Source organism: Streptomyces mabaensis (assembly GCF_053763515.1).
In genome coordinates this window covers 70,260-86,688 of the sequence record NZ_JBSOPZ010000024.1, presented here as the reverse complement: position 1 = coordinate 86,688, position 16,429 = coordinate 70,260, and the positions used below count along the sequence as shown (strand labels likewise).

The 16,429-nt window shown below is 71.7% G+C and carries 14 protein-coding genes; 4 read left to right on the top strand and 10 right to left on the bottom strand.

What is annotated here, in order from left to right:
* Window positions 1-8: 8 nt before the first annotated feature.
* From ACWV17_RS21830 to ACWV17_RS21820, 3 genes are all read right to left on the bottom strand, one after another.
* Window positions 9-632, bottom strand: a complete 624-nt coding sequence (locus tag ACWV17_RS21830) for an FMN reductase (protein ID WP_455361074.1) — start codon at window positions 630-632, stop codon at window positions 9-11.
* Between the two features lie 62 nt (window positions 633-694).
* Window positions 695-1,783, bottom strand: coding sequence for an LLM class flavin-dependent oxidoreductase (locus ACWV17_RS21825; protein ID WP_455361073.1), 1,089 nt, complete (start codon window positions 1,781-1,783; stop codon window positions 695-697).
* Between the two features lie 114 nt (window positions 1,784-1,897).
* Window positions 1,898-2,353 (bottom strand): DoxX family protein, encoded by a 456-nt coding sequence (locus tag ACWV17_RS21820; protein ID WP_455361072.1) that lies wholly within the window; start codon window positions 2,351-2,353, stop codon window positions 1,898-1,900.
* Window positions 2,354-2,574: 221 nt separating this feature from the next.
* On the opposite strand from ACWV17_RS21820, the gene ACWV17_RS21815 reads away from it, so the two are divergent.
* Entirely contained in the window at window positions 2,575-2,853 is a 279-nt protein-coding gene (locus ACWV17_RS21815; RefSeq protein WP_455361071.1) for a DUF6343 family protein, read from the top strand.
* Window positions 2,854-3,184: 331 nt separating this feature from the next.
* Here the strand turns inward: ACWV17_RS21815 and ACWV17_RS21810 are convergent, their stop codons facing one another.
* From ACWV17_RS21810 to rpsA, 4 genes are all read right to left on the bottom strand, one after another.
* A complete protein-coding gene (locus ACWV17_RS21810) occupies window positions 3,185-3,547 on the bottom strand; it encodes a tetratricopeptide repeat protein (RefSeq protein WP_455354286.1) in 363 nt (120 codons plus the stop codon).
* Between the two features lie 76 nt (window positions 3,548-3,623).
* On the bottom strand, window positions 3,624-4,229 hold the full coding sequence (coaE, locus tag ACWV17_RS21805) for a dephospho-CoA kinase (protein ID WP_455361070.1): 606 nt from the start codon (window positions 4,227-4,229) through the stop codon (window positions 3,624-3,626).
* Between the two features lie 123 nt (window positions 4,230-4,352).
* Window positions 4,353-5,291 (bottom strand): PAC2 family protein, encoded by a 939-nt coding sequence (locus tag ACWV17_RS21800; RefSeq protein ID WP_455354288.1) that lies wholly within the window; start codon window positions 5,289-5,291, stop codon window positions 4,353-4,355.
* 240 nt (window positions 5,292-5,531) lie between these two features.
* The gene (gene rpsA, locus ACWV17_RS21795; RefSeq protein WP_254373787.1) at window positions 5,532-7,040 is read right to left on the bottom strand and encodes a 30S ribosomal protein S1; all 1,509 of its coding nucleotides are present in this window, start codon (window positions 7,038-7,040) and stop codon (window positions 5,532-5,534) included.
* A 324-nt stretch (window positions 7,041-7,364) separates the two neighbouring features.
* Here rpsA and ACWV17_RS21790 point away from each other — a divergent pair, with 324 nt between their 5' ends.
* Together ACWV17_RS21790 and ACWV17_RS21785 are read left to right on the top strand one after the other, a co-directional pair.
* Window positions 7,365-8,201: a class I SAM-dependent methyltransferase gene (locus ACWV17_RS21790; RefSeq protein WP_455361069.1), complete on the top strand. Its 837-nt coding sequence runs from the start codon at window positions 7,365-7,367 to the stop codon at window positions 8,199-8,201.
* Window positions 8,202-8,206: 5 nt separating this feature from the next.
* On the top strand, window positions 8,207-11,185 hold the full coding sequence (locus ACWV17_RS21785) for an ATP-dependent RNA helicase (protein ID WP_455361068.1): 2,979 nt from the start codon (window positions 8,207-8,209) through the stop codon (window positions 11,183-11,185).
* On the opposite strand, the gene ACWV17_RS21780 is transcribed toward ACWV17_RS21785, so the two are convergent.
* Together ACWV17_RS21780 and ACWV17_RS21775 are read right to left on the bottom strand one after the other, a co-directional pair.
* Window positions 11,175-12,176 (bottom strand): DUF3068 domain-containing protein, encoded by a 1,002-nt coding sequence (locus ACWV17_RS21780; protein WP_455361067.1) that lies wholly within the window; start codon window positions 12,174-12,176, stop codon window positions 11,175-11,177. The two genes, ACWV17_RS21785 and ACWV17_RS21780, sit on opposite strands and share 11 nt — an antisense overlap.
* Window positions 12,177-12,215: 39 nt before the next feature.
* On the bottom strand, window positions 12,216-12,356 hold the full coding sequence (locus tag ACWV17_RS21775) for an SPW_0924 family protein (RefSeq protein WP_455361066.1): 141 nt from the start codon (window positions 12,354-12,356) through the stop codon (window positions 12,216-12,218).
* Between the two features lie 138 nt (window positions 12,357-12,494).
* Between ACWV17_RS21775 and ACWV17_RS21770 the strand changes: the two genes are divergently transcribed.
* Complete coding sequence (locus tag ACWV17_RS21770; RefSeq protein ID WP_455361065.1) at window positions 12,495-13,361, top strand: DUF4184 family protein; 867 nt, start codon at window positions 12,495-12,497, stop codon at window positions 13,359-13,361.
* Between the two features lie 309 nt (window positions 13,362-13,670).
* On the opposite strand, the gene polA is transcribed toward ACWV17_RS21770, so the two are convergent.
* Complete coding sequence (gene polA / locus ACWV17_RS21765; RefSeq protein ID WP_455361098.1) at window positions 13,671-16,325, bottom strand: DNA polymerase I; 2,655 nt, start codon at window positions 16,323-16,325, stop codon at window positions 13,671-13,673.
* Between the last annotated feature and the right edge of the window lie 104 nt (window positions 16,326-16,429).

Here is a 16,429-nt window from a genome sequence, read left to right as displayed (position 1 = left end):
CGTCGGCGTCAGGCGCGGAGCGCCGCCAACTGTTCCTCGAACGGCGTCACTTCCGGCGGCCCGCCAGCCCGCGACGGCGGCCGGCCCAGCAGCAGGACGGCCAGTTCACCCGCGGCACGCGCGATGCGGGTGGACAGGCCGTCCGTACGCCTGTCTCCCGCGCCGCCCCAGTCCTCCGAGGCCGCGAACACCGCAGTGGGTACGACCTGTGTACGCAGATACGCGAACAGCGGCCGCAGCGCGTGCTCCAGAGCCAGCGAGTGGCGAGCCGTACCACCGGTGGCGGCGATGAGGACAGGTTTTCCGGCGAGCTCGTCCGGGTCGATGACGTCGAAGAACGACTTGAAGAGCCCGCTGTAGGAGGCGGAGAAGATCGGCGTGACCGCGACCAGCGCGTCCGCCCCGGTCACCGCCTCGACGGCGTCGCGCAGTTCGGCGCCGGGGAAGCCGGTGACCAGGTTGTGCGCGATGGCGGTGGCGAGGTCGCGCAGCTCGACCACGCGTACGTCGGCCGTGCGGCCGTCCTCGGCCAGCCGGCGCCCGGTCGCCTCGGCGATGCGGTCGGCCAGCAGCCGGGTCGAGGACGGCTTGCTGAGACCGGCCGTGACGACGACCAGCTTGATCGGTTCCATGTCTCTTCTCCTTCTCCTTCTTCTTCCTCTCTCGACTGCGCCTTCGACTGCGCCTTCGCCGGTCAGACCGCCACGACGGCCTCCGCCTCCGCGACGCGCGCCGCGTGTGTCGGCCCGTCCGGCACCTCGGCCGGCCGGTCCTTCGCGAACTCCCTGCGCAGCACCGGTACGACCTCCTCGCCCAGCAGGTCGAGCTGCTCCAGCACGGTCTTGAGCGGCAGGCCGGCGTGGTCCATCAGGAACAGCTGGCGCTGGTAGTCGCCGAAGGACTCCCGGAACGTCAGGGTCCGTTCGATGACCTCCTGCGGGCTGCCGACCGTCAGCGGCGTCTCACGGGTGAAGTCCTCCAGGGACGGCCCGTGGCCGTACACCGGCGCGTTGTCGAAGTACGGGCGGAACTCGCGTACCGCGTCCTGCGAGTTCTTCCGCATGAAGACCTGGCCGCCGAGGCCGACGACCGCCTGCTCGGGAGTGCCGTGGCCGTAGTGCGCGTACCGCTCCCGGTAGAGGCTGATCAGGCGCTGGAAGTGGTCCTTGGGCCAGAAGATGTTGTTGGCGAAGAAGCCGTCGCCGTAGTAGGCGGCCTGCTCGGCGATCTCCGGGCTGCGGATGGAGCCGTGCCAGACGAACGGCGGTACCCCGTCCAGCGGCCGCGGCGTCGAGGTGAAGGACTGCAGCGGGGTGCGGAACCTGCCCTCCCAGTCCACCACGTCCTCGCGCCACAGCCGGTGCAGCAGCGCGTAGTTCTCGATCGCGAGCGGGATGCCCTGGCGGATGTCCTGGCCGAACCACGGGTAGACGGGGCCGGTGTTGCCGCGGCCCATCATCAGGTCGACCCGGCCCTCGGCCAGGTGCTGGAGCATCGCGAAGTCCTCGGCGATCTTGACCGGGTCGTTCGTGGTGATCAGCGTCGTCGACGTCGAGAGGATCAGCCGTTCTGTCTGCGCCGCGATGTAGCCGAGCATGGTGGTCGGGGAGGACGGGACGAACGGCGGGTTGTGGTGCTCGCCGGTCGCGAAGACGTCCAGGCCGACCTCCTCGGCCTTGCGCGCGATGGCCACCATGGCCTTGATGCGCGCGTGCTCGCTCGGTGTACGGCCGGTGGTGGGATCGGTGGTCACATCACCGACGGTGAAGATCCCGAACTGCATGGCAAGCCCCATCCAATATTGTTCATCTTTCAACTACATCGGATGGAACCGAGCCGCCCCCACGACTATTCCCCCCTCCCCCTCTCACGGGCTCCCCTCTCACCGACTGCGGCGTCAGGCACGTCGGCGCGCCAGGGCGATCAGCTCGGCGTTGTGGTGCCGGCGCGTCCAGGCGATCAGCGCGAGCGGCACGATCAGGATCAGCGGCGTGATCGCGTACTGGCCGTCGAACACGGTCACCTGGGTGACGAAGGCGCCGATCATGAGGCCGATGAACGCCAGGGCCGCCACGCCGGACAGGACGGGGATCAGCAGGGCAACGGCACCGGCGAGCTCCAGAGCGCCGACGACGTACATGCACCAGTCCCCGAAGCCGATCTTGTCAAAGGACTCCGCTGCCGAGGAGTGGCCGACGAGCTTGGGGAACGCGCTGGCGATCCCGAAGAACAGGGCGAGTACGACCTGAAGCGCGCGCAGCGCGATCTGCGCGCGGCGGCTCGGGGCTGCGGCAGGGGCGACAGCGGGGGCGGTGGCCGTGCGGGCGGCGGTACGGGGCGTTGCGTCGGACATCTCGGTCTCCTCGGAAGGGTGCTGCGGCGGTGTGTTGTCTCACCGAGACAGACCGGAGGGCGGCGCGAAACTCATCGCACGCGGGGCTCATCGCACGCGGGGCTCATCGCACGCGGGGCGGTCGATTCCGGGCGCCGTAACCGTGCCGGTCCTGCCGCGCCGGGCCCTCTTCGCGGGTCCCGGCCCGGTTACGGGGTACACCTCCGAGAGAGGCGATCACCATGCATGTACCGCGAACTGGCAGTGAACCCGTGACCGCACGCAGTCCGCTGCGGATGCGGTTCTGGCTGAGCGTGTGGGGTCTGATCTGGGCCGCGTCCGGCACCGCCGCCTTCGCGCTGGCCGGCCGGACCGGCTGGGCGGCCGCGTGCGGCGTGCTCCTGGTGCTGGTCGTCGTCGACCTGGTGCTGGTGCTACGGCACATGCGGCAGGGCCCGCACTTCCAGCCTGGCCCGGACGTCCCTCCGTACGAACCCGACCACGGCGGTCGCGGCCACTGACGCACTTAGGGCCTGTCCCGCGGATCTTGGCCGGGGCCACGACGCTCCCCCAGCTACCTCCCCCAGACTCCGTCCGGGGGTGCCCCAGGGAGGTGCCCCCAGGCACGGCACCTCGCCGCGTTGCCGAAATGCCCGAATAGCTCCGCTATTAGGGCACTCCGGCGCCTTGCGATGCAGCTCCGCATCCAAGGGCCTGGAAAAGAGCGGAGACGGAGCGAAGCGCAGTGCACCAGACGCCGCGTCCTATCCGGCCCTGATCCGCCGGACAGGCCCTAGCCCGCCGCTTGTGCGGCGGGCGCGGGAGCGTGCGTCTGCGCGGCGAGCCGTCGCTTTACGCGTCGAACTTCGCGGCCTCGAGATACTCCGGCTTCGGGTCCAGCGCCGCCGCCAGCCGGAAGTGCCGCCGGGCCTGCTCGGGGCGCCCCGAGCGCTGGAAGGTGCGGGCGAGCGCGAAGTGCGCGAACGCGTTGTCCGGCTCGCGCTCCAGGACCAGCTCGAATTCCAGCTCGGCGGGACGGAGTTGGGCGGCCGCGAAGAAGGCACGGGCACGCAGCAGGCGGGCGGCGGTGTTCTCGGGATGCGCCGCGATGACCGAGTCCAGCAGTTTGACCGCGCCCCGCGGGTCACGGGCGGCGAGCAGCTGCTCCGCGGCGCGGTAGTCGATGACGTGAGTTTCCGGGTTGCTCTCGGGCACGGTCAACTTCCTTCCCTTGCTGCGCGCTTTCAACGCCTGCGCGCAGGGCCCTATTCCGGGGGCCCTGCCGGGGGCCTCAGCCCGCCCGCTCCGCGCGCTCGGCCAGTTCCGCCCACACCTTGCGGACCTGCGGTTCCAGGTCCGCCAGCGGGCCGTCGTTGTCGATGACCAGGTCCGCGACCGCCAGCCGCTGCTCCCGGCTCGCCTGCGCGGCCATCCGCGCCCGCGCTTCGGACTCCGCCATTCCGCGCAGCCGCGTCAGCCGGTCCAGCTGGGTCTGCTGGGCCGCGTCGACCACCACGACCAGGTCGTACAGCGGCGCGAGCCCGTTCTCGGTGAGCAGCGGTACGTCGTGGACAACCACGGACTCGGGCCCGGCCGCGGCTTCCAGCTCGGCCGAGCGGGCCCCGACCAGCGGGTGCACGATCGCGTTCAGCGTCCGCAGCTTCTCCTGGTCGGCGAAGACGATCGAGCCGAGCTTCGGGCGGTCCAGTGCGCCGTCCGCGGTCAGGACGGACTCCCCGAAGGCCGCGACGACGGCCGCGAGCCCGGGTGTGCCGGGCTCGACGACCTCCCGGGCGATCCGGTCCGCGTCGACGAGTACCGCGCCGTACGAGACGAGCAGCCGCGAGACCTCGCTCTTGCCGGCACCGATTCCGCCTGTCAGGCCCACTTTCAGCATGGCCCGAAGCTTAGGCCCAGGCCCCGCCCTCACGGAACGGGAGCGAAGCCCGGTCCAGTACGGTCCAGCCCGGGCCCCGGCATCAGGCCGGCGACCCGACAGCCCGAGGCCCGGCGGTCCGGTCTACGCTTCGCCCTCCCGCTCCGCGAGGAACCGCTCGAACTCGCGGCCGATCTCGTCCGCGGACGGGATCTCGGCCGGCTCGGCGATCATGTTCCCCCGGGTCTCCGCGCCCGCGGCCGCGTCGTACTGGTGCTCCAGTCCCCGTACCAGGGCGACCAGCTCCTCGTCCCCCTCACCGATCTGCCGCTCGATCTCGCTCTGGGTACGGTGCGCCTCGGCCCGCAGCGCGTGCGCGATGCCCGGCAGCACCAGCCCCGTCGCCGCCGTGATCGCCTCCAGCACGGTCAGCGCCGCGTCGGGGTAGGAGGAGCGGGCCACATAGTGCGGGACGTGTGCGGCCACACCGAGGACGTCATGACCGGCCTCCGCGAGCCTGAACTCGACCAGCGACTCCGCACTGCCCGGCACCTGCGCCTCCTCGAAGGGGCTGCGGTGCCCCGGCATGAGGTCGGTGCGGTTGCCGTGCGGCGTGATGCCGACCGGGCGGGTGTGCGGGACGCCCATCGGAATGCCGTGGAAGTTCACCGAGAGCCGGACACCGAGGCGCTCGACGATCTGCTGTACGGCGGCCGCGAAGCGCTCCCACTCCACGTCGGGCTCGGGGCCGGACAGCACCAGGAAGGGCGCCCCGGTGGCGTCCTGCACCACGCGGACCTCCAGCCTGGGCTGGTCGTACGCGGTCCACCGGTCGCGCTGGAAGGTGAGCAGCGGGCGGCGCGCGCGGTAGTCCACGAGCCGGTCCGCGTCGAAGCGGGCCACCACCTGGTGGGGCAGCGAGGCGAGCAGCCGCTCGACGATCTGGTCGCCGGCCTCACCCGCGTCCATGTAGCCATCGAAGTGGTACAGCATGACCAAGCCGGCCGATTCCTGGGCGAGGGCCATGTCGACGACGGCCAGCCCCTTCGGCTCCCACGCGTACAAACCCTGTGGATCAAGCACGATTACCGCTCCTCCTCGTGTTCACCGGGAAGAACGCCCGGCCGGGCGAGGGCATTCCCGGCGGGCGCCCGCGAACGGCGGCCGGAGGCAACGGTCGTGGCGCGCTCCGGGAACCAACACCGGGCACGCACCGCCCAGTTCAACGGCCGGGAAACGCGGTAAGGCCCGCCCCCGAGGGGGACGGGCCTTACCGTTTCAGCTACTCAGCCGCGCCGGGCGCCGGAGCGCCGGGCACTGCGATCAGCTCTGGCCGCCGGCCAGCTTCTCGCGGAGCGCGGCCAGGGCCTCGTCCGACGCCAGGGCGCCGGAGTTGTCGTCCGACTCCGAGGAGTACGAACCGCCCGAGATGCCCGCACCGGCGCCGGCACCGGCGGCCGGGGCGGCAGCGCCCTCGGCAGCGGCGGCCTCGTCGGCCTCGCGGGACTTGATGACCTGCGCCTGGTGCTGCTCGAAGCGAACCTGCGCCTCGGCGTACTGGCGCTCCCACTCCTCGCGCTGCTTCTCGAAGCCCTCGAGCCAGTCGTTGGTCTCGGGGTCGAAGCCCTCGGGGTAGATGTAGTTGCCCTGGTCGTCGTACGACGCGGCCATGCCGTACAGGGTCGGGTCGAACTCGACCGACGCCGGGTCGGCACCGAAGGACTCGTTGGCCTGCTTCAGCGAGAGGCTGATGCGACGACGCTCGAGGTCGATGTCGATGACCTTGACGAAGATCTCGTCGTTGACCTGGACGACCTGCTCCGGGATCTCCACGTGGCGCTCGGCCAGCTCGGAGATGTGGACCAGGCCCTCGATGCCCTCGTCGACGCGCACGAACGCACCGAACGGAACGAGCTTGGTGACCTTACCCGGGACGACCTGACCGATCTGGTGGGTCCGGGCGAACTGCTGCCACGGGTCTTCCTGCGTCGCCTTGAGCGACAGGGAGACGCGCTCGCGGTCCATGTCGACGTCGAGAACCTCGACGGTGACTTCCTGGCCGACCTCGACAACCTCGGAGGGGTGGTCGATGTGCTTCCAGGAGAGCTCGGAGACGTGGACGAGACCGTCGACGCCGCCGAGGTCCACGAACGCACCGAAGTTGACGATCGAGGAAACGACGCCGGAGCGGACCTGGCCCTTCTGCAGGGTCGTGAGGAAGGTCTGACGGACCTCGCTCTGGGTCTGCTCGAGCCAGGCGCGGCGGGACAGGACCACGTTGTTGCGGTTCTTGTCCAGCTCGATGATCTTGGCCTCGAGCTCCTTGCCCACGTAGGGCTGGAGGTCGCGGACACGGCGCATCTCGACGAGGGAGGCCGGCAGGAAGCCACGGAGGCCGATGTCGAGGATGAGACCACCCTTGACGACCTCGATGACGGTACCGGTGACGATGCCGTCTTCTTCCTTGATCTTCTCGATCGTGCCCCAGGCACGCTCGTACTGAGCGCGCTTCTTGGACAGGATCAGACGGCCTTCCTTGTCCTCCTTCTGGAGAACAAGCGCCTCGATCTCGTCGCCCACCTTGACGACGTCGTTCGGGTCGACGTCGTGCTTGATGGAGAGCTCGCGGCTCGGGATGACGCCTTCGGTCTTGTAACCGATGTCGAGCAGGACCTCGTCCCGGTCGACCTTCACGATGACGCCGTCGACGATGTCGCCGTCGTTGAAGTACTTGATCGTCTCGTCGATCGCGGCGAGGAAAGCTTCCTCGTTACCGATGTCGTTGACCGCTACCTGCGGAGTGGTGGCGGTGGTCTCGGTGCTGCTCGTCATGTGGGAAAGGGCTCCGGTTACGGACAGAAAGTCGTAGGTACTGCTACGCCGGGAGCCCTTATCGCCGCTGCAGAAGCCGGACAGCTTTGGAGACGCATGAGCGCCTCGAGAACCGAGGGGACATACAACAGGGGCGAGCGCAGCCTGCTAGGTCTGAGGAGCGCAGGCTCGCAACGCAACTTGTAGCATACGGGGGCAGCCGGACAGGGTCAATGCGCGAAGGCGCACACCACGGGCGGATCGCCCCATATCCGGCACAATTCATGTCGGGCGAGGCCACGACAGGTTTGCGCGAGTGCTACGCAGACTAATCTGGCGGGCACGATGAACCAAGAGGATGACCCCACTTACGGGACCTACGAGCCCGAAGCGACGCGGCGTGACGCCGGAGACACGGAGAGCAGCCGGGCGAGTCGCGGATGGTGGGACCGCAACGCCGATGAGTACCAGAGCGACCACGGAGCGTTCCTGGGAGACGACCGCTTCGTGTGGGGTCCGGAGGGGCTCGACGAGGCGGACGCGGCGCTGCTGGGTCCGGCCGGCTCCCTGAAGGACCGCGACGTTCTGGAGCTCGGCGCCGGCGCGGCCCAGTGCTCCCGCTGGCTGGCCGGGCAGGGCGCCCGTCCGGTGGCCCTGGACCTCTCCCACCGGCAGCTCCAGCACGCGCTGCGGATCGGCGACGGGGACGTGCCGTCCGTACCGCTCGTGCAGGCCGACGCGAGCCGGCTGCCCTTCCGGGACGGCTCCTTCGACCTGGCGTGCTCCGCCTACGGGGCGGTGCCGTTCGTCGCGGACCCGGTGACGGTGATGCGCGAGGTACGGCGGGTCCTGCGGCCCGGCGGGCGCTGGGTCTTCTCCGTGACGCACCCGATCCGCTGGGCGTTCCCCGACGAGCCGGGGCCCGAGGGGCTTTCGGTCGCCGCCTCCTACTTCGACCGCACGCCGTACGTGGAGCAGGACGAACAGGGACGCGCGGTATACGTCGAGCACCACCGCACCCTGGGCGACCGGGTGCGCGACGTGGTGGCGGGCGGTTTCCGCCTCATCGACCTGGTCGAGCCGGAGTGGCCGTCCTGGAACACGCAGGAGTGGGGCGGCTGGTCGCCGCTGCGCGGGAACCTGATCCCAGGGACGGCGATCTTCGTCTGCGAGCGGGACTGACGAGCATGATCCGCACCGACGCGCTGGACCGTCTGCCCGTGCGCGGCGCCGTCCCCGCGCTGCTGGACGCGCTCGACGGGCATGGCAGCGCGGTGCTGTGCGCGCCGCCCGGCACGGGCAAGACCACGCTGGTGCCGCTGGTGCTGGCCGGGCTGGTGGGTGACGGCCGTCCCGTGTGCAGGGTGATCGTCGCCGAGCCGCGGCGGATCGCGGCGCGGGCCGCCGCGCGGCGGATGGCGTGGCTGCTGGGCGAGGCGGTCGGGGGCCGGGTCGGTTTCACCGTGCGCGGGGAGCGCGTGGTGGGGCGCGGGACGGTGGTCGAGGTCGTCACCACGGGCGTACTGCTACAGCGGCTCCAGCGCGACCAGGAGCTGGCGGGCGTCGACGTGGTCGTGCTCGACGAGTGCCACGAGCGGCACCTCGACGCCGATACGGTCGCCGCCTTCCTCCTCGACGTGCGTGCAGCACTGCGGCCGGAGCTGCGGCTGGTCGCCGCCTCGGCGACCACGGACGCGGCGGGCTGGGCCCGGTTGCTCGGCGACGCCCCGGTCGTGGCGGCCGAGGGCGTGTCCCATCCGGTGGAGGTGGTGTGGGCGCCGCCGGTGCGGCCGGTGCGGCCGCCGCACGGGATGCGGGTGGATCCGGCGCAGCTGACCCATGTCGCGTCGGTGGTGCGGCGGGCGCTGGCCGAGCGGGCGGGGGACGTGCTGTGCTTCCTGCCCGGCGTGGGCGAGATCGCCCGGGTGGCCGGGCAGCTGGGCGATGCGGGCGCCGAGGTCCTTCAGGTGCACGGCCGGGCGCCGGCGGCGGTCCAGGACGCGGTGCTGGCGGGGTCGTCCGGCACCCGACGGGTGGTACTGGCGACGTCGGTGGCGGAGTCGAGCCTGACGGTGCCGGGGGTGCGGGTCGTCGTCGACTCGGGGCTGGCGCGTGAGCCGCGGATGGACCATGCGCGGGGGCTGGGTGCGCTGACGACCGTACGGGCGTCGCAGGCCGCCTCCCGTCAGCGGGCCGGCCGGGCGGGGCGCGAGGCGCCGGGGGCGGTGTACCGGTGCTGGGCGGAGGCCGAGGACGTACGGCTGCCGCGTTTCCCCTCCCCGGAGATCAAGATCGCGGACCTGGCCGCGTTTGCCCTGCAGGCGGCGTGCTGGGGCGATCCGGACGCGTCCGGTCTCGCGCTGCTCGATCCGCCGCCGGCCGGGGCGATGGCTTCGGCGCGTTCCGTCCTGACGGCGATCGGCGCGGTGGACGCGGCGGGCCGGGCGACGGACCGGGGCGTACGGATGGCCCGCCTCGGCCTGCACCCCCGGCTGGCCCGCGCACTCCTGGACGGCGCCCGGGAAATCGGCGTGCGCCGGGCGGCGGAGGTGGTGGCCCTGCTGAGCGAGGAACCACCGCGCGAGTACGGAGACGACCTGGCGGCGGCGTGGCGCTCGGCGCGCCGCGGAGCGGACGCGTACGCGGCCCGCTGGCGGTCGGAGACCCGCCGCCTGGCGTCGGCGGCGGGGGCGGAGCGGCCGGCCGCGGGGCCGGTCCCCGGCCGCACCGCCGCTGGCGCGCCCGGCCCGGAAGCGGACGGAGGTGCCAGAACCCGCAGGCCGGACGCGGTCACCACCGACGCGTACGTCAACGAGCGCGGAGAGAAGCACCCCGGCCAGGTGCCACACGCGGGAGGGGGCGCCACACAACCGTGGGCCGAGCCACACGGTGCGGGCGCGGCGCAGAGCGGAGCCGCCGGACCCGGCGGGCGGGCCGCCGAGGGCGCCGGGCGCCCGAACGGGCACGCCACACAGTCCCCCCGCACCGAGCGGAGGGCAGACCGTGAGCCAGGCGCGGGGTCGAAGGCGCGCGGCGCACCGGGTACGGCGGCCGGTGCGGGTGCGGCGCGGGGCACCGCCGGAGCGGGGGCCGGGAATGCGGCGGCCGGCGCAGGCGCGGCGCGGGGCGCGGCTGGTGTGTCCGCCGCCGGAGCGGGGGCCGGGGATGTGGCCGGCGGCGGGGGCCGGGTGGGCGACGATGGTGCCGCTGGGTTGGGTGCCGCGCTGGCCTTTCCCGAGCGGGTGGGGCGGGCTCGGGGGGCCGGGGCGTTTCTCATGGCGTCCGGGACGGGGGCCGAGCTCGGTGCGGGATCTTCGCTGCGCAGCGCGCCCTGGCTGGCAGTCGCGGTCGCCGACCGGCCGGTCACGGCCGCCTCTGCGCGGATCCGGCTCGCCGCCGTCATCGACGAGGCCACCGCCCGCGCAGCCGCCGGCCACCTGCTGGCCTCCGGTGAGGAGGTCCGCTGGGACGGACGCGATGTGGTCGCGCGGCACGTGGAGCGGCTGGGCGCCGTGGAACTGGCGGTGCGGCCGCTGAAGGACGCCGACCCCGCTCTCGTACGGGAGGCCCTGCTGGATGGGCTGCGCCGGGAAGGGCTGCGGCTGCTGCGCTGGTCCCGGGATGCGGAGGCGCTGCGGCAGCGGCTCGCGTTCGTACACCGCGTGGTGGGCGGGGCGTGGCCGGACGTGTCCGACGGGGCGCTGCTGGAGCGGGCCGCGGAGTGGCTGGAGCCGGAGTTGTCCCGGGCCCAGCGCCGGGAGGACCTGGCACGGATCGACGCCGGTCAGGCGCTCGGCCGGCTGCTGCCGTGGGCGACCGGGGAGGCCGTCCGGCTGGACGAGCTCGCGCCGGAGCGGATCGAGGTGCCGAGCGGCTCGCGGATCAGGGTCGCGTACGGCGAGGAGCAGCCGGTGCTCGCCGTCAAGCTGCAGGAGCTGTTCGGGCTGGCCGAGACGCCCCGGGTCGCGGGCGTACCAGTGCTGGTGCATCTGCTGTCGCCCGCCGGCCGGCCGGCCGCGGTGACGGCCGACCTCGCGTCGTTCTGGCGGGACGGCTACCAGGCCGTACGGGCCGAGCTGCGCGGCCGCTACCCCAAGCACCCGTGGCCGCAGGACCCGGCGACCGCCGAGCCGACCCGCCACACGAACGCGCGGCTCAGCCGCTGACCGGCTGCGGGGGCTGGTCCGGCTGCCCGGTGGGTTCGCCGGGGCGGCGGCCGCGGGCCTCCAGCAGGAGGGAGAGCGCCAGCAGCCCGCCGCCGAGCACCAGGAAGCCGACGGGCAGATACGTGCGCATCACCATCAGCTTCATGCGGTTCGACTTCACCAGGTCCACCGTGTAGTCGAGGTAGTCGCCGCGCATCTTCACATGGCCGGCGAAGGCGGTGGCCGTCTCCATGCCCAGCAGCGTGGACGCGTTGCGCAGCTCCTCGCGGTGGATCTCCTCGCCCCGGACGGGCGCACCGGTGAGCGGCTCGACCCAGAACATGCGCTTGGTGGTGTACCAGCGCGTCATGCCGGTCTTCTCCACCGTCTCCGCGGTGATGCCCTGGATCGGCATCTTCTTCGGCATCCTGACCTTGGTCCAGGGGATGGTCTGCTCGAAGTAGTAGACCTCCAGGCCGCGGAAGGTCTGCGTGCCCTTGTAGTGGATGGGTGCCGTGGTGCGTGCCTGCGCGTCGAAGTACCGGTAGTCCCGCTTCTCGGTGAGGAACGGCCACTTGAACTCGATGCCCTCGCGCTTGACCATGTCGCCGTCGACCATCTCGCCGGTGGCGTGCACCGGGTCCTGGGTGCGGGCGTCGAAGATGTACCGCTCGGGGATCTCGGAGACCATCTTCCCGTCCGGCCCCTCGACATAGGAGAGCGCGTCCCAGACGACGACGTCCCGCCCGGCGCTCTCCTCTATCTTCCTCGACTCCTCGACGTTGCCCTTCAGCGTCTGCACGATGGTGACCTTCGGGACCTGCTTGACCTTGATCCCGGTGGGGTCGTTGTAGTCGAGGAGCGTCGCGGGCTTCGCCTCCAGCACCATCTCCTGGTACTGGCTCGCCGGAATCTCCACCACCCGGGCGAACACGTACCAGCGCAGCAGCGGGGCCATGGCCGTACAGAACACGGCGAAGGCAAGCAGGACAAGGCTCGCTCTGCGGCGCATGGCCGGCCCTCCTCTACTTCTCTGCTTCAACTTCCGGTCTTACTCTCCGGGCGCGTCGGGGACGGTGGTGAGCAGCGGCTTCGGCGAGGTCGTCCCCTCGGGCACGCCGATGGCCGTGATGCCGAGGACGAGGACGAGGGCGGCGGCCAGCCCGATGGCGGCGGCGGCGAGGGCGCGCATGCCGGGCCTCCCGGAGATCTGATGCGGCGTCAGGGCTGGGGCACCGTAGCAATGCGCGGACCAGATGAGAACACGTCGCACGTACGCGAAACCGCATACTGGGCCTGGAGTGATCCATCTCGGTCCCAGGGGGGAACCTTGCCGTTCACGCTCAGCCACGCCGCGGCGGTACTGCCGGGCCTCCGCAGGAACGGCACCGCGCGTGGCCCGCTCATCGCCTCCGCGCTCGTCGCCGGATCCTTCTCGCCCGACATGACGTACTTCGCCGACACGGCGATCCCGGGCGCGATGCGGTTCGGCGAGGTGACCCACTCACTCACCGGCATCCTCACCGTGGACGTGCTGATCACCGCCGCGCTGGCCGGACTGTGGCTGCTGCTGCGCGAACCGCTGCTCGCCGTCGTGCCGTCCGCGTGGCGCGGCCGGGCGTACGCCTTCCTGCGCGGGCAGCACTGGCGCGCCCTGCCGCCCGCCGCCCTCGTCGGCTGGTTCTACGTCTCGGCCGCCATCGGCGCGGCCACCCATGTGGTCTGGGACAGCTTCACGCACCTGGACCGCTGGGGCATGAAGGTCTTCCCGCTGCTCGGCGAGATCGTCGCGGGCTTCCCGATGTACCTGTACTTCCAGTACGGCGGCTCGGCGCTCGCGCTGCTGGGCCTCGGCTGGTTCACGGTGTCCGCGCTGCGGCGGCAGCCGCACGCGCAGGTGCCCGCGTCCGTGCCGGTACTGGACCGGCGGGAGCGGTGGTGGGCCGGCGCGCTGGTGGTGCTGTGCGTGCTGGCCGGGATCGCGCACCGGTGCCTGCGCTGGTGGGCGCATTTCGGGGGGATCAGCTCGCCGCTCGACATCATCCCGACAGCCTGTTTCGGGGCGGGCGCGGGGCTCGCCCTGGGGCTGGTGCTGTTCGCCGTGGGGGTGCGGCTGCTGCACCGGTCGCGGTCCGGCGCGCCGAAACCGCCGGCTCCCCCGCTGCCGCCGGTGCGCTCCGGTACGGGACCGCGCTGATCCCGTACCGAAGTCCCCCGGGGGTTCCATCCCCCTAGGGCCTGTCCGGCGGATCTTGGCCGGGGCCTCGACGCTCCCCCAGCTACCTCCCCCAGACTCCGTCCGGGGGTGCCCCCAGGGAGGTGCCCCCAGGCACGGCACCTCGCCGCGTTGCCGAAATGCCCGAATAGCTCCGCTATTAGGACACTCCGGCGCCTTGCGATGCAGCTCCGCATCCAAGGGCCTGGAAAAGAGCGGAGACGGAGCGAAGCGCAGTGCACCAGACGCCGCGTCCTATCCGGCCCTGATCCGCCGGACAGGCCCTAACGCTCAGTGCGCCGCCGACTCCCAGTCCGCTCCCACGCCCACCGACACGTCGAGCGGGGCACGCAGGTCGACTGCCGCGGCCATCTCCCGGCGCAGGATCTCCTCGACGGCCGTCCGCTCGCCGGAGGCGATCTCCAGCACGATTTCGTCGTGGACCTGGAGCAGCATCCGCGACTTCAGCTTCGCCTCGGTCAGCGCCCGGTCGACGTTCAGCATGGCGACCTTGACGATGTCGGCCGCCGTGCCCTGGATCGGTGCGTTGAGCGCCATCCGCTCGGCCGCCTCGCGGCGCTGGCGGTTGTCGCTGTTGAGGTCCGGCAGGTAGCGGCGGCGGCCGAGCATCGTCGCCGTGTACCCCGTGGCCCTGGCCTCCTCGACCACGCGCCGCAGATAGTCCCGCACCCCGCCGAAGCGCTCGAAGTAAGTGTCCATCAGCCCGCGGGCCTCGGCCGGTTCGATGTTCAGCTGCTGGGAGAGGCCGAACGCCGAGAGCCCGTACGCCAGTCCGTACGACATGGCCTTGATCTTGCGGCGCATCTCCGGGTCCACGGCGGTCTTCTCGACGCTGAACACCTGGGAGGCGACGGTGGTGTGCAGGTCCTCTCCGGAGGTGAACGCCTCGATCAGGCCCTCGTCCTCGGACAGGTGCGCCATCACCCGCAGCTCGATCTGGCTGTAGTCGGCGGTCATCAGTGACTCGAAGCCCTCGCCGACGACGAAGCCACGGCGGATGGCCCGGCCCTCGTCGGTGCGCACCGGCACGTTCTGCAGGTTGGGGTCCGTGGACGAGAGCCGTCCGGTCGCCGCCACCGTCTGGCTGAAGGTGGTGTGAATCCGGCCGTCCGCCCCGATCGTCTTGATCAGGCCCTCGACGGTGGAGCGCAGCCGGGCCTGCTCGCGGTGACGCAGCATGATCACGGGCAGCTCGTGCTCGGTCTGCGCGGCCAGCCAAGCCAGTGCGTCGGCGTCCGTGGTGTAACCGGTCTTGGTCTTCTTGGTCTTGGGCAGGCCCAGCTCGCCGAAGAGGACCTCCTGCAGCTGCTTGGGCGAGCCGAGGTTGAACTCGTGGTCCACCGCGGCGTGCGCCTCCTTCACCGCCTGCTGCACCGCGCCCGCGAACTGCTGCTCCATCGCCTCCAGATGGGCGCGGTCGGCCGCGATGCCGTGCCGCTCCATCCGGGCCAGCAGCAGGGAGGTGGGCAGCTCCACGTCGTGCAGCAGCTCGGTCGCGCCGACCTCGGTCAGCTTTGCGCCGAACGCGTCTCCCAGGTCCAGGACCGCGCGGGCCTGCGTCATCAGGGCGTCCGCCTCGGCCTGCTCGTCGGCGCCGAAGGCCAGCTGCCCGTCGGCGGCGGCCGGCGCCAGCTCGCGGTGGAGGTACTCGACGGACAGTGCGTCCAGCGCGAAGGAGCGGCGGCCCGGCTTGACCAGGTAGGCGGCGAGCGCGGTGTCCATGGTGACGCCCTCGATCCGCCAGCCGTGCTCCGGGAAGACCCGCAGCGCGCCCTTGGCGTTGTGCATGACCTTCGGTCGGTCCGGGTCGGCGACCCAGGCGGCGAACGCCTGCTCGTCGGCCTCGTCCAGCTGCGAGGTGTCGAACCAGGCCGCCGCGCCATCCGCGCCGGCCAGCGCGATCTCGCTGACGCTGCCCGTGCCCAGCCCCCACGCGTCGACCGTCGCCACGCCCAGAGGCTGCGCGCCGTGCCGCTCCAGCCAGGGGGCCAGTTCACCGGAACCCAGTACCGAGCCGTCCAGCTCGACGCCGGCGGCCGGCGCGGGCGCCTCCTCCTCGGCGGCGCCCGGGTCGACCCCGAGGAGCCGCTCGCGCAGGCTCGGGTTGCGGATCTCCAGTACCTCCAGCACACCCTTCACCGCGGCCCGGTCGTACGGGGCGCGCTCCAGGTCCGCCACCGTCCGGGCCAGCTCCACGTCACGGACCAGCTCGGTGAGGTGCCGGTTGAGCTTGACCGACTCCAGGTGGTCGCGCAGGGCCTGTCCGACCTTGCCCTTGACCTCGTCGGCGCGCTCCACCAGCTGCGCGAACGAACCGAACTGGTTGATCCACTTCGCGGCGGTCTTCTCGCCGACGCCCGGGATGCCCGGCAGGTTGTCCGACGGGTCGCCGCGCAGCGCGGCGAAGTCCGGGTACTGCTGCGGAGTGAGGCCGTACTTCTCCTGGACCTTCTCCGGCGTGAACCGGGTCAGCTCGGAAACGCCCTTGGTCGGGTAGAGGACCGTGGTGTGCTCGCTCACCAACTGGAACGAGTCCCGGTCGCCGGTGACGATCAGCACCTCGAAGCCGGCCGCCTCGGCCTGGGTGGCCAGCGTGGCGATGACGTCGTCCGCCTCGAAGCCGTCCACCGCGAACCGGTGCGCGTTCATGGCGTCCAGCAGCTCGCCGATCAGCTCGACCTGCCCCTTGAACTCGTCCGGCGTCTTGGAGCGGTTCGCCTTGTACTCGGGGAAGTCCTGCGAGCGCCACGTCTTGCGGGACACGTCGAAGGCCACCGCGAAGTGCGTGGGCGACTCGTCGCGCAGCGTGTTCGCCAGCATCGACGCGAAGCCGTAGATGGCGTTGGTGGGCTGGCCGGCCGCGGTCGTGAAGTTCTCCGCGGGCAGCGCGAAGAACGCCCGGTACGCCAGCGAGTGCCCGTCCATGAGAAGCAGGCGGGGACGGTCGTCCGCGGTGTTCGTCGATGGGTTCTTCGATGCGTTCTTCGATGCGTTCTTCGATGCTGTCTCTGCCACGCCCCCGATCCTAG